The 13,606-nt window shown below is 70.8% G+C and carries 7 protein-coding genes; 2 read left to right on the top strand and 5 right to left on the bottom strand.

What is annotated here, in order from left to right; all coding sequences use genetic code 11:
• Nucleotides 1–82: 82 nt before the first annotated feature.
• The 4 genes from ACQPYK_RS10815 to ACQPYK_RS10800 all read right to left on the bottom strand — a co-directional run bounded on the left by ACQPYK_RS10815 (nucleotide 83) and on the right by ACQPYK_RS10800 (nucleotide 9,303).
• Nucleotides 83–1,855, bottom strand: coding sequence for a trypsin-like peptidase domain-containing protein (locus ACQPYK_RS10815; RefSeq protein WP_433253713.1), 1,773 nt, complete (start codon nucleotides 1,853–1,855; stop codon nucleotides 83–85).
• 2,407 nt (nucleotides 1,856–4,262) lie between these two features.
• Nucleotides 4,263–5,069, bottom strand: coding sequence for an ABC transporter ATP-binding protein (locus ACQPYK_RS10810; RefSeq protein WP_433253711.1), 807 nt, complete (start codon nucleotides 5,067–5,069; stop codon nucleotides 4,263–4,265).
• Nucleotides 5,066–7,825 (bottom strand): ABC transporter permease subunit, encoded by a 2,760-nt coding sequence (locus tag ACQPYK_RS10805; protein ID WP_433253709.1) that lies wholly within the window; start codon nucleotides 7,823–7,825, stop codon nucleotides 5,066–5,068. The genes ACQPYK_RS10810 and ACQPYK_RS10805 overlap by 4 nt, the downstream gene beginning before the upstream one ends.
• Nucleotides 7,826–8,043: 218 nt before the next feature.
• The gene (locus tag ACQPYK_RS10800; RefSeq protein WP_433253707.1) at nucleotides 8,044–9,303 is read right to left on the bottom strand and encodes an ABC transporter substrate-binding protein; all 1,260 of its coding nucleotides are present in this window, start codon (nucleotides 9,301–9,303) and stop codon (nucleotides 8,044–8,046) included.
• 214 nt (nucleotides 9,304–9,517) lie between these two features.
• On the opposite strand from ACQPYK_RS10800, the gene ACQPYK_RS10795 reads away from it, so the two are divergent.
• On the top strand, nucleotides 9,518–10,621 hold the full coding sequence (locus ACQPYK_RS10795) for an alcohol dehydrogenase catalytic domain-containing protein (protein ID WP_433253705.1): 1,104 nt from the start codon (nucleotides 9,518–9,520) through the stop codon (nucleotides 10,619–10,621).
• 3 nt (nucleotides 10,622–10,624) lie between these two features.
• Here ACQPYK_RS10795 and ACQPYK_RS10790 read toward each other — a convergent pair whose 3' ends face one another.
• A complete protein-coding gene (locus ACQPYK_RS10790) occupies nucleotides 10,625–12,862 on the bottom strand; it encodes an MMPL family transporter (RefSeq protein ID WP_433253703.1) in 2,238 nt (745 codons plus the stop codon).
• A gap of 121 nt (nucleotides 12,863–12,983) precedes the next feature.
• Between ACQPYK_RS10790 and ACQPYK_RS10785 the strand changes: the two genes are divergently transcribed.
• Nucleotides 12,984–13,532 carry a TetR/AcrR family transcriptional regulator gene (locus tag ACQPYK_RS10785; protein ID WP_433253701.1) on the top strand — a complete coding sequence of 183 codons (549 nt, stop codon included), beginning with the start codon at nucleotides 12,984–12,986 and terminating at the stop codon, nucleotides 13,530–13,532.
• Nucleotides 13,533–13,606: the final 74 nt, after the last annotated feature.

Below are 13,606 nucleotides of genomic sequence, written 5' to 3'. Positions count from 1 at the left end.
GAGGCCCGAGCGGACTCGCCGCTCCGGGCCTCGATAGGGGACCGCACAGGCCGAAGGAGCTTCCGCCGCCTCCTGTGACGGGTCAGCGCTGGTCGGGCGGGCGCTGCCCCATGTTGCGGCGCAACTGCTCCAGCTCCGCCTCAAGGCCGGCGATCCGGGTGTTCGCTCCGGGGCCGGGCTTCTGCTGCGGCGCCCCGTACGGCGGCTGCGGACGAGCCGTCCGGTCGTCTTCGGGCGCGGCCGGGAGGGGGTAGGGCGGCCGCTGCCGGTAGTGCTGCTGCGGCACCTCGTACGGCTGGCCGTGCCGGCCGTGCTGGTCGTACTGGACGGGGCGGCCATGCTGGTCGTACTGGACGGGGCGGCCGTGCTGGTCGTACTGGTGCCCTCGCCCCGGCGGCAGGTGGCCGGGCTGCGCGCCGTACGGCGCGGGCGTGAACGAGGGCGTCGGGGGCTTCGGCCGCCGCCTGCCCCTGAGCGCCATGCCCAGTCCGCCGATCACGAACAGGGCGACCAGGCCTCCGGCGCCCCACAGCACCCACGGCAGGACCGACGAGGAGCTCTCGTCCTTGCCCGCGGTGATGGCCTGCTGGGAGTCGGTGATGTACTTGGCGACGTAAGGGTGGTTCGGCTGCAACGCCTGGACCTCACGGAACTTGGGCAACGCGTCGGAGTAGTGGTCGGCGAAGAAGAGGTCGAGTGCCTCGTTGTAAGTCTTCGTCGTCACCGACTCGGCCGACTTGATGTTCTTCTCGTTGAGCTTCTCCCTGACGATGCTGACCGGCAGCACGAAGCTCTCCCCCTCGGTGGAGCCTCCGTCCTGCTGGATCAGGCCTCCGACCAGGATGCCCACGACGTTGCCGTCCTTGCTGAACACCGGACCACCCGAGTTGCCCGGGTAAGAGGGAGCCTGGGTCTGGATGTACGGCACGCCCTCGGGGGTCTGACGGCCGGCGTTGTAGGGCCCCTCGGTGAAGGCCGGGTCGAGCTTGGACTCCAGGTTGAAGATCGAGGTCTGCGTCACCGTGCCGGGGAACCCGCTGATGTAGAGGGTGTCTCCCACCCGCACGTCCGCATCCTGACCCAACGGCACGGTCGGCAGGTTGTTCTGCCCGTTCGCCTTGAGGATCGCGACGTCCTTACCCGGGTAGACCGTGCCCTTGGCGACCAGCTCGATCGGCACCGCCTTGGCCGTCTTGTCCACCCCGCCACCCGGCAGGCTCTGCAGCAGCGACAGGGAGCTCTTGACGTTGCGAATCTTGATGTTGTCCGCGTTCCAGACCTGGAAGATCTTGGCAGCCGTCCGGACGATCTCCTCGTCGGAGGCGATCTCACCGAGGTCGGCGACCAGATCGGCGGCGTCCTTCTCGTTTATCTTCGTGAGCGCCTGGGTCGCGAAGGTCTCCGCCAGCTCGCTGTCTTCCTGCCCGACGCAGTGGGCGGCGGTCACCATGTAGCCGTCCGGCGTGACCCACCATCCGGTGCACAGCCCGCCGGCCGTCGCCTCGACGACCCGCTCCGGCGCGCCGGGCGAGAAGTAGCGCCCCGGATCCTTGGCCATCTGCTGGACGACCCACCGGTAGATGCTGTTCTCGTCGGACGAGATCTTGCCCGACTGGACGGCGGCGACCCCCTGCTGAGTCAGTCTCTTGATGGCCTCCAGGTTCGCCACCGGGGTCGGCACGGCCACGTCGGCCGTGTAGGACACCGAGGTCAACTGCACGGCAGGATGCGTCCTGGCCGCCAGCCATGTCCCCACCGGAACGTCCAGGTCTTTCGGCTTTGCCATGGCGACGCCAGGCAGGGCCAGCACACCGGCCAGCACCAGGCCGGCCACGGCGGTGAATCGTGCCCACATTTGCGTTCTCTCCCCAAACTTGCTTCCCGAGGCGAGAGCATGGCGGGGAGGACTTGGGGAGGACTTGGAAGCGACTGGCAAATCAGCCGACATGTCTGTTGATGTGCTGGGCTGCGTGTTCCCAGGACGAGGCGGAACTCCCTCCGCGCTCAGCACGCGACGAGAGGCCGTGCGACCCGGCCCCAACGGTGAATGTCGCGCCCGGTATCAACCGGGCGCGACATTCACTCTTTTCCCTCGCCGGTGGCACTCAGCTCGGCGGCATGTCGCCGCCAGGGAAAACCCCGCTTGCCGTCCGAACCGTTCGGCGACGGAATCTCACTGACAGGTCGCTCGTGGAGCCAGGATTCCTACGGCCCCGCCGGGCGCGTCCGGCGAGCTCGTGCGTGGTCGAAACTCCGTGGCTTGCGGCTCTTCCCCGCCGAGCGAGCCCGCGCCGTCACTTCACGAAACGCCCCCCGAGACCCCGGGAGGCCCCTGAGGCCCGACCGGACCGGCAGGCCCGTTCAGACCGTTCAGACCGGTGGGCCCGACCGGGCCGATGGGTCCGACGGGGCCGATGGGACCGGCCGGACCGACAGGCCCGTCCAGACCGATGGGACCGATGGGACCGACAGGGCCCACCGGACCGACAGGACCCTCAGGCCCGACCGGACCGACCGGACCGATGGGACCGACGGGGCCGATGGGACCGGCCGGACCGACAGGCCCGTCCAGACCGATGGGACCGATGGGACCGACAGGACCGGTCGGGCCGACAAGACCCTCAGGCCCGACCGGACCGACCGGGCCGATGGGACCGATGGGCCCCACGGGACCGATGGGACCGACAGGCCCGACCGGGCCGACGGCACCGTTCAAGCCGTTCAAGCCGATGGGACCGATGGGTCCTGTCAGACCGATAGGTCCGACAGGGCCGGCCGGACCGACGGGGCCGACCGGACCCACGGCACCGGTCAAACCAATGGGACCCACCGGGCCGACGGAACCGACCGGGCCGGTCGGACCGACAGGACCCACCGGGCCCACGGGGCCGACGTCACCGGTCAGGCCGACAGGACCGACCGGGCCGACGGGGCCCACCGGACCGACAGGACCCACCGGACCCATCGGACCGACAGGACCCACGGCACCGGTCAAACCGATCGGACCCACCGGGCCGACGGAACCGACCGGACCGGTCGGACCGACGGGACCCACCGGGCCCACGGGGCCGACATCGCCGGTCAGGCCGACAGGGCCCACCGGACCGACAGGACCCACCGGACCCACCGGACCCACGGCACCGGTCAAACCGATCGGACCCGCAGGACCCGCCGGACCTACAGCACCCGCCGGGCCAACCGGGCCTACAGCACCGTCAACGCCATTGGCACCCGCCGGACCCGCAGGGCCCGCAGGACCTGCCGGGCCTACAGCACCGTCAACGCCGTTGACACCCGCAGGACCCGCAGGACCTACCGCGCCGTCAACGCCGTCGACGCCCGCAGGGCCCGCGGGGCCCGCGGGACCCGCAGGACCTACCGCGCCGTCAGCGCCGTTGACACCCGCGGGACCCGCCGGTCCAGCAGGACCCGCCGGACCTACCGGACCCGCAGGGCCCGCGGGACCCGCGGGACCCGCCGGGCCCGCAGGACCTGCCGGGCCTACAGCACCGTCAATACCATTGATGCTCGCGGGACCCGCGGGACCCGCGGGACCGGCAAGGCCCGTGAGACCCCCCGCAGGTCCGGGCGGTCCGGGCGGTCCGGGCGGTCCGGGGGGTCCGGGCGGTCCGGGCACGCCGTTGAAGCCGTTGAAGCCGTTCTTGCCGTTGTGACCGTTCTTCCCGTTGAAGCCCCGGGGCCCTCGCCCGCCTCTGCAACAGCATCCGCAGTGCCTTCGCCGGCAGCAACTCTGGCCTTCGACGAGCTCCTGCCCCTCACCGAGCCGCGCCAAGAGGAGGGCGGAGACCTGGTCACCGCCCTCTACCGGACGGGAGGCGGCCCATTCGGCCTGCCCGGTGGCCGCGCCGGCCGGGGTCTGATTCGACGACACCATGAGGACGCTGGCCACGGCTGCGGCGGCCAGGCCCCCCACTCGTTTGCTGGAGATGGAGCTTGGCGCCCATCTATTTCTCCGAGTAAGCACTTAAATCCCCCTGTCGTTCTTAATGACGGGAAAGCCCGATCGATCACGCCGTCACCGCGGCGATCAGCCAGAAAGTACCTTCGAAGCATGAGACATCACCCGTTGACATAGTTGAGAGGAGGCAAACAAGTGGCATGGCGATAAAACCTCCGCCTCTCCCCAACACATTTCGCCCGCGTTATCGGGATCAACTACGAATTAAGAGTTGACATGAATTCCGGGGAGAAACGGCGAGCGCAATCGGCCCCATGCGATCCATGAGGGTCTGCCAGGCCGGTCAGCCGAGGTAGGCGGCTCGGACCACGGGATCGTCACCGATCTCGGCGGGGGCGCCCGAGGCGATGACCCTGCCCAGGTCAAGGACGACGAGGCGGTCGCAGACGTTCATGACGAAGCCCATGTCGTGTTCGACCAGCAGGATCGTGGTGTCCAGCGCCCTGATGACCTCCTCCAGGCAGGAGGTCTGGTCGGCGTCGAGGCCCGAGGTGGGCTCGTCGAGCAGCAGCAGCGACGGGTCGTCGGCGAGAGCGCGAGCCAGTTCGACGAGGCGTCGCCGGCCCACCGGGAGGGCGGCCGCGTAGGCGTCGCGCAGTTCGGTCAGCCCGCACAGCGCGAGCACCTCGTCCACGCGTTCCCCACGCTCCCGTTCCAGCCTCCGGCGCGTCCGGCCACCGACCAGATCTCCCAGGAGTCCTCCGCCTCCGCCCCGCCACTCGATCGCGGCCAGCACGTTGTCGGCCACGGTCAACCGGCCGAACACCTGGGTGCGCTGGAAGGTACGGCGCAGGCCGCCGCGGGCCAGCCGTACCGCCGAAACGCCGGTGATGTCGCGTCCCGCCACCGAGACGGAGCCGGAGGTCGGCCGGCGGAGCCCGGAGATCACGTCGAACAACGTGGTCTTGCCCGCCCCGTTGGGGCCGATCACCCCGCAGACCTGACCCCTCGGCACCTCGAAGGAGACGTCGGCGAGCGCCTGCACACCGCCGAAGGACATCGACACGGCCTCGACGGTCAGGGCCGCGCTCACCGGTCCCACCACCCCTGCCCCGCCACCGACGTCGTCCTCACCGCTCCCCCGTTTCACGAGACCCCCAGGTAGGCGGCGGTGAGCCGGGCACCGTCCACCTCGGCTCGGGGACCGGTCCAGATGGACCTGCCCAGGCGCATGAACGTGACCGTGTCGGCGATCTCCAGGACCGAGGTGGCCTTCTCCTCCACCAGAAGCAGCGCGACGCCACGTTCCCGAAGCTCGGCGAAGACCGCGAAGACCTGCTCCACGACGAGCGGCGCCAGACCGAGCGACGGCTCGTCGGCGATCAGCACCCGAGGCGGCCTGACCAGCGCGGGAGCGAGGGTGAGCAGTTGCTGCTCGCCGCCGGAAAGCGCGCCGGCCGCGACGCTCCTGCGCCGGGCGAGCTGGGGCAGCCGGTCATAGACCGGGCCCGGGTCGGCCAGCCAGGTCCGCAGGTTCTCCTCCACCGTCAATGACGGGAACACCCCACGACCTTCCGGGGCGAGCAGCACGCCCTGCCGGGCCCGGCGGTGCGCGGGCCAGGAGGTGACGTCCACCCCGTCCAGGATCACCCGTCCGGCCGTGACCGGCAGGTCTCCGGCGGCCACCGCGCAGGTCGTGGACTTGCCCGCGCCGTTCGCACCGAGCAGTGCCATCGCCTCACCCGGCCGGACGGCGAGGTCCACGCCACGCAGCACCGTGACGTCGCCGTATCCCGCCACCACGTTCTCCAGCCGGAACAGCGCGCCCGCGGCCTCCGCCGGGAGCGACGGGCCCGGATCCCCCCGCGGGGACGACCGGGCCGGCGACGTCCGCGTCCGCTCCGGGCGAGGAGTCTCGCGCGTCCCGGCCGTGGACGTCCCGACCCCTTCGGCCGACGCCCCGTCAGCTCCTGGGACGAGCACGCCGGCACGCCGTCGCCCGCCCCGCCGCCTGCGGTGGCGGCTCTCGGCCAGCTGGGCGAGCACTCCGTCGGGATGCCTGGCCAGGATCACGCCGCCGGCGCCGAACAGGATCGCGCCGACGTGCGCGGAGACGTGCCATCCGGCCAGCAGTTCGGGAAAGAGCGCGGCGACCAGGCCGCCGAGCACGGCGCCGCCGATCCGGCGGACGCCTTGCAGGACCACCACGGCCAGCCAGCCGAAGCCGGCGAACGCCGGCAGGTCGGTGGCGGTGACCGAGCCTTTGGAGGTCGCGAACAGCACACCGCCCAGTCCGGCGATCCCGGATGCCAGCGCGAACAACATGATTTTGGTACGGGGAGCGGAGATGCCCGAGGTGGTCGCGGCCGCGGGAGCCGAGCGGACGGCCAGTACGGCCCTGCCCGAAGCCGAGCGCTCCAGGTTGCGCACCAGCAGCCCGACCAGCCCGATCAGGGCCAGCAGCAGCACGACCCGGGCCCGGGGATCGGCGGTGTCGGTGAACCCCAGCCCGATCGCGGGCAACGGCCAGCCGATCGTGCCGTTGCTGAAGGCGTCGATCTGGAACAGCACCTGATCGGCCAGAAGGGCCAGGGCCAGCGTGGCCAGGGTCAGTACGCGGCCGCCCAGCCGCAGCGCGGGCAGCGCGACGAGCACCCCCACGGCGGTCGCCCCGAGAACGCCGAGCAGGATCGCCACCGGGAACGGCAGTCCGGAGGAGAACGCCCAGCCGCAGGTGAGGGCGGCCATCGAGGCGAAGGACGCCTGCGCGAGGTTGACCATGCCACCGATGCCGGTGACGACCACGAACGAGCAGAAGATCAGCGCGAGGACCAGCCCCTGGGCCACCACGCCCACGTAGAAGTCGTCGGCGGACCGAGTGAGGGTCCAGACGAGCAGGACCGCCAGGCCGGCCGCCCACGGCAGGCGCCGGCGCCACGGCGGCAGGTCGGCCAGGTGGTCGGGGGGCGGGACGTCTTCGGCGGCGGACCCGGCGATCCTGTCCCCCGGCCGGTTGAGCAGGATCAGCCCGGCGAACAGCAGGATCACCGGAACCGCGGTCCGCAGCCCGGTGACGTCCTCGGCGAAGTCGGCGTATCCGGCGACCAGGTTCTGGACGACGCCGAGCCCGAGCCCGGCCGCGAACGTCCACGGGATCGACCTCAGCCGGCCGAACACCGCGGCCGTCGCCGAGACGAACAGCATCACGGTGAACGACGTGGAGTCCAGGCCCAGGGTGGAGGCCGCCAGCACGCCTGCGAGCCCGGCGAGCGTCGAGCCCAGCGCCCAGGCCATGGCGGAGGAGGCGTCGGCGTCGATCCCGCGCAGGGTGGCCAGTCTGCGACGGTCCACCGAGGCGCGCATCCGCAGGCCGTACGGCGTGTGCCGCATGAAGGCCCACAGTCCCGCGGCGGCCAGCGCCGCGAAGGCGAAGGTGATGAGCTGGTCGGAGTCGAGGCGGACGCCGCCGAGGGCGAAGGGGACCGCCGGGTGGGGACCGAGGCCGTGCGGCAGCGAGGTGGCGTCGGCGCGCGGCAGACCGAACGGCTCGGCGACCAGGTCGACGACCCACAGTCCGAGCGCGGGCAGCGCGATGGTCAGCCCGATGGTCGCGACGATCTGTGCGGTCTCCCCCGCCTGCGCCAGGCCACGGAACATCACCCGGTGCAGCACGTATCCCAGCAGCGGGGAGAACAGTCCCACCGCGACCAGCCCTGCCGCCCAGGCGGGCAGGCCCAACCCGGCGTCGAGCTCGAAGAACAGCAGCGCCGCCAGGAAACCGACGGCTCCGTGCGCGAAGTTGAAGACCCCCGTCGCCGCGTAGGACAGGGTCAGCCCGGAGGCCATGACCGCGAACACGGCGCCGGTGACGAGGCCGCTAAGGATGTAACCAACGAACTCTGACATAAGGGCCTTCACCCCGAGATCTCGCGCCTGTTCGTGCCTTCCCTCGGCGAGGGACGGTGCTCGCGCCCCTTTCCGTCAGGACCGGCCTGGATTCCCGCCGGGACCGACCTGGGCGCCGGGATGTCCGCGGCGGACACCCCGGCCGCCCATGCCCCGCCGCCCACGTGGCCCGCCAGTCTCGCGAGCGGCAAGTTCGGGCCGCCGTTTCGGCGGCGTGTTCATTTCAACGGCACGTTGTCGAAGCACTTCATGTTCCTGGCGACCGTGAAGGCTCCGTCCTCCAGCTTGACCAGGGCTCCACAGCCGTTGGGCTCGGTGTGGTCCCTGGGGTAGCGGATCCTGCCGAAACCCGCGTTCTCGTAGCTGAACGAGCCGTTGGCGGTGGCCAGGAACCTTTCCCTGGTCAGGTCCCTGCCGGTCTGTTCGAGTACTTTGAGGAAGATGTCGGCGGCCCAGTAGCCGATGGCGAGGTGCTGGGTCAGCGCGGCGCCCGGGGCGGCCTTCGCCACGTCCGCCTTGAGCTGGGCGATCTCCGGGGCCCGGGATTCGAAGGGTTCGAACATGGGGGCGGCGATCACGCCTTCGAGCGCCTGGGCGGTGGCCGGGTCCTTCAGGATGGCCGCGTCGTAGCTGGTCGCGTCGGACAGCAGGCCCTTGTAGCCGGCCTTCTTCAGCGCGGCGTACAGGCCGGTGTTGAACTTGGTCCCGGCGATGATCGAGACCACCAGGTCCGGGGCCCTGCCGCCGTTCGAAGTCATGATCTTGTTGACGTAGGGCAGCCAGTCCGGCGGCGGAGCGGCGGCGGGCAGACCGGAGTTGAGGCCCGCGAGCGTGAAGCCCGCCGCCTGGAAGGACTGGGAGATGGTCGTACCGCCGTACTTGCTGCCGCTGGAGTCGGTCGTCTGGATGTAGACGGTCTTGCCCGCCGACCCGCCGATCAGATCGGCCATCTGGTTGCCCCACCAGGTCTGCGAGCCCGCCCCCCGCTTGGGGGCCAGGCAGCCGTTGTAGCCGAAGCCGGTCTTCGTGCCGCACCACTGCGGGCCCGTCGCCCAGCCGAACCACGGCACGCCCTGCTGTTCCAGGAAGGTCGCGCCGCCGAAGTTGGGCGCGTGCACCGGCACCAGCGCGAAGACCTTGTCCCGCTGGACCAGTTTCTTGGCCGCCGCGTCTCCCTTGGCCGCGTCCTGGTTGTCGTCCTCGGCTCCGACGAACCGGATCTTGCGGCCGTGTACCCCGCCGGCCTCGTTCGCCCGCTGGAACCGGGCCCTGGCCCCGATCTCGGCGTCCTTGGTCGAATAGCCGCTCGCGCTGGTCTTGGTGAGGACGCCGCCCACCGTGATCGTGGTGTCGGTCACCCCGGCCGTCCCGGTCGCCGCGCCGGGGCCGCCGGCGGCCCTCCGCTCGGCCGCGCAGCCGGCGGCGGCGAGCGCCGCCGCCGTCACCAGGCCGACGAGCCGCACTGCCTGCCGTCTCATGGATCACTCCCTGCCATGCCGTACGGCTCGCACCCGAACCTAATTTGGCCTAGCGCTCGCTTGGTTTCGCCAGCGTAGATTTGGCGCTTCAGGAGTGTCAATGGAGCGCCGCACGGTGATCGCGCGATCGGTTAACCAAGCAACCGATTGCTTATGAGTCTGGTCCCGGCTAGCGTGCGGAACGCACGGGATCTTCGGCGACGGGAGCGGACTGATGTTGATGCGTGCGGCCGTGCTCACCGGATTCGGGGCGGCGCTGGAGATCCGCGAGGTCGAGATCGCCGAGCCGGGCCCGGGTGAGGTCCGCGTCCGGATCAAGGCGTCGGGGGTGTGCGGGTCGGACATCAAGGCGCTGGACGGCAAGAGCCCGGTGGTGCGGCAGTTGCCCTTCGTCCTCGGTCACGAGAGCGCGGGGATCGTGGAGAGCGTCGGCGCGGGCGTGACCGCCGTCAAGCCGGGCGACCACGTGATCATCGCGATGAACGGCCCCTGCGGACGCTGCCGCAACTGCGGCGCCGGCCGCTTCCATCTGTGCGGCGGTCCGGCCCGGCTGGCCGCCGTCATGGGCACGATGCGCGACGGCACCACCCGGATCAAGGTGGACGACGACGACGCCCGAACGATGATCGGCATCGGCTCGTTCGCCGAGTACGCCGTGGTCAACGAGCCGATGTGCGTGAAGATCGCAAAGGACGCGCCGTTCGACACCATGTGCCTGCTGGCCTGCGGAGTCGTCACCGGGGTAGGCGCGGTGCTGAACGTGGCCGGGGTGATCCCGGGCTCCAGCGTGCTGGTGGTCGGCTGCGGCGGCGTCGGGCTGAACGTGGTCCAGGGGGCCGCGCTGGCCGGCGCCACGACCATCGTCGCCGCCGACGTCGCCGCGCCCAAGCTGAAGCTGGCCGAGGAGTTCGGCGCCACCCATACGATCCTCTCCACCGACCTGCCGGGGCAGGTCGGTGAGATCGTCCGGGGCGGCGTGGACTACGCCTTCGACGTCACCGGCGTGCCCAGCGTGCTCGGCGAGGCCTTCGCCGCCACCCGGCCCGGGGGCACGACCGTGATGGTCGGCAGCCCGCCCCAGGACCGGCCCCTCACCATCGAGCCCGGCCTGCTGTTCGCCTCCCGGCGCCTGATGGGCACCCAGGGCGGCGACGCCGCCCCGCTGCGCGACCTGCCCATGCTCGCCGAGCAGTACATGCGGGGCCGTCTCGACCTCGACCGGCTGGTCAGCGAGCGAGTCCCGCTGGAGGAGGTCAACGAGGCGATCCGCCACGTCCGCGAGGGCGCGGTGGCACGCAGCGTGATCGTCTTCGACTGACGGTCACTCCCGGCCGGCGCCGACGAGTTCCCTGCTGGGCACGCCGGAGGCGGACTCCTCCTCGTGCCCCTCGACGGAGAGATCGGGCAGGATCCGGTCCAGCCACCGGGGGCACCACCAGTTGAACCTGCCGAGCAGGACCATGGTCGCGGGGACCAGGAAGCCGCGGATGATGGTGGCGTCCACCGCCACGGCCACGGCCAGGCCGACGCCGAAGATCTTGACCATGGGGTCGGGATAGGCGATGAAGGCGACGAAGACGGCGACCATGATCAGCGCGGCGGAGGTGATGACCCGGCCGGTCGTGCCCAGGCCCTCGGCCACCGCGCCGCGGTTGTCACCGCGCCGCAGATACGCCTGCCGTACCGCGGTGAGCAGGAAGACCTCGTAGTCCATCGACAGGCCGAACAGCACGGCGAACAACATCAGCGGGATGTAGCCGTCGATCGGCACCGTGAAGAACAGCGTGGCCAGGTAGGAGCCGTCCACCCCCACCGGCGCGTCCATGCCGACCAGGCCGCTGCCCAGGCCGAGCGAGAAGACCAGCGAGAGCGCGCCGAACGCGGCGCCGAGTGAGACCAGGTTCATCAGCGCGGCCTTGATCGCGACGATCGGCGACCGGAACGCCAGGAGCAGCAACAACGCGCTGAGCAGCACCACGACACCGACGACCAGGGGGGTTCGGCCGGCGATCCTGGCGCTCGCGTCGGCCATGGCGGCCACCTCGCCACCCACGTGCACCTGGGCCCCGGGAACCCGGATCGCGCGCACGTCCTTGACCACGTCGAGCGCCCGGGCGTCGCTGGGCGCGTACTCGGTGACGGCCTGGACCAGGACGGCGGTGCCGTCGTCGTTCAGCACGGGGTCACCGACGTGCGCCACTCCCTCGACCGCGGCGACCCCGTCCTTCAGGACCTGGAGTACGGCGGGCGCGGGGTCGCGGTCGACCACCTTCTCCTGCAAAGAGGCGACCACGACCAGCGGCCCGTTGATCCCCGGTCCGAAGCCGGCCTGCATGAGCTCGTAGGAGCGGCGGGCGTCGGTGCCCCGGTCGCCGTAGCCGTCGTCGAGCGGGCCGAGCTTGAGCGCGAGGGCGGGCGCGGTCAGGGCGGAGAGGACCAGGACGCTGAGCGCGAGCACGCTCCAGGGCCGCCTGGCGACCCAGGAGCCCAGGGCGGACCAGCCCGAGGGGTCGTCCCCGCTCTTGCGACGGCCCACGAAAGGCAGGCGCAACGCGTTGACGCGGTGCCCGAGCAGGCCGAGGAGGGCGGGAACCAGGGTGATCGAGGTGAGCACCGCGCAGATGACCGAGATCCCGGTGATCCAGCCGAGCGTCTGAAGCATGGGGAAGCCTGCGAGCATCAGCGCACTGAGCGCGATGATCACCGTTCCGCCGGCGAACACCACCGCGCCGCCCGAGCTCGCGGCCGTCCTGCGTACCGCGTCATGCACCGCCAGGCCGTCGGCCAGCAGCCGGCGGTGCCTGCTGAGCAGGAAGAGCGCGTAGTCGATGCCGACGCCCAGGCCGATCATCGTGGCCATGATGGAGGCCTGCTTGGGAACGTCCACGACATGGCCGAGCAGGCTGATCACCCCCAGGCCGGTCGCGATGCTGATCAGCGCCGTGAAGATGGGGATCATCGCGGCCACCAGCGTGCCGAACGCGAACAGCAGCACCAGCAGCGCGCAGACCACGCCGATGATCTCGCTGGTCCCGGTCTTGATCTCCTTGTCCGCCGGAGTGGAGGCGTCGGCGGGCACCGCCTCCACGCCCAGCGCGCGCACGGGGTCGGCCGCTTCGGACAGCAGCCGGGTGGTCTCGGCGAGCTTGCCGTTGTCGTGGCCCTTGAGCTTGACCGTGATGAGGCCGATCTGCAGGCTGGGCGCCAAGCCGCCGATCCGGTAGGGGGTCAGCACCTCCGCCACGTGCGGGACCTTGCGGATCTCCGCCATCGCCCGCTGCACCGCGAGCTTGCGGGGCTTGTCGGTGAGGGGGCCGTCGGCGGAGTAGAGCACGAGCTGAACCGTGCCGCCGGGGTCGTATCCGGGGCCGAAGCCGTGGCGCATCAGGTCGTGGGCCCGCTGGGCATCGGTGCCGGGTATGGCCACGTTGTTGCTCACCGGACCGGCGAACATGATCGACCCGGCGGTCAGCAGCACCGCCGCGGTCACCCAGAGCGCCAGCACGACCTTGCCGTGCCGCGCGCACCAACTTCCCAGTCGCCCCAGCAAACCAGACATGGTGACCGCCCTATTAAAGTCTGAAATATGCTTGAAACATCGTACTGTACGGTCGTACAGAACCTACGATGAAAGCGTAGGCGCGAATATCCAGGAATGCTCTAGAACACGTGGAAATGAGATGATGACCACACTTGAGCACGGCTGCGACACGCGTAGCCGGATCCTCGACGCCGCCCGCCAGCTCTTCGCCGAACGTGGCTACGCCGCGACCTCACTGGCCGACATCGCCTCGGCCGTCGGGCTGACGAAGACCGCCGTCGCCTACCACTTCCATCCGAAGGACCGGCTGGCCGTCGAGCTGATCGCGCCCGCGGCCGAGGACATCGTGGCCTTGCTGGAGACCGACTTCGGCGGCGAGCGCGAGTTCACCGAGGCGCTGGTGACCTTCGCGGTCCGGCACCGGACTATCATCCGCCTGATCATGGAGGACATCAGCGGCGCCGACGACGCCCCGCCCGGCTCTCCCGGCGAGGCCATCCGTGCCTTCCGGGACGTCATCTACACCCGCCTCACCTCCCCGGACCCGGACCCCACCCGGAGGGTGCGCGCCTGGGCGCTCATGGGCGCGCTGCAGTACGTCGTGGTCAAGACGATCGACCTGCCGGAGGAGGAGGTCAGGGAGAACCTGCTCGCCGCCGCCTTCGGCATATACGGCTTGCCTGCCTGACCCCGCACCCTCCGACGTACGGCCTGCCTGACCCCGCATCCTCCGACGTACGGCCTGCCTTACCCCGCATCCTC

The organism is Streptosporangium sp. CA-135522, assembly GCF_050949235.1.
In the GTDB taxonomy this organism is placed as follows: Bacteria; Actinomycetota; Actinomycetes; order Streptosporangiales; family Streptosporangiaceae; genus Streptosporangium.
The sequence above is the reverse complement of the archived record's forward strand: the minus strand, read 5'-3'. Positions and strand labels throughout refer to the sequence as shown.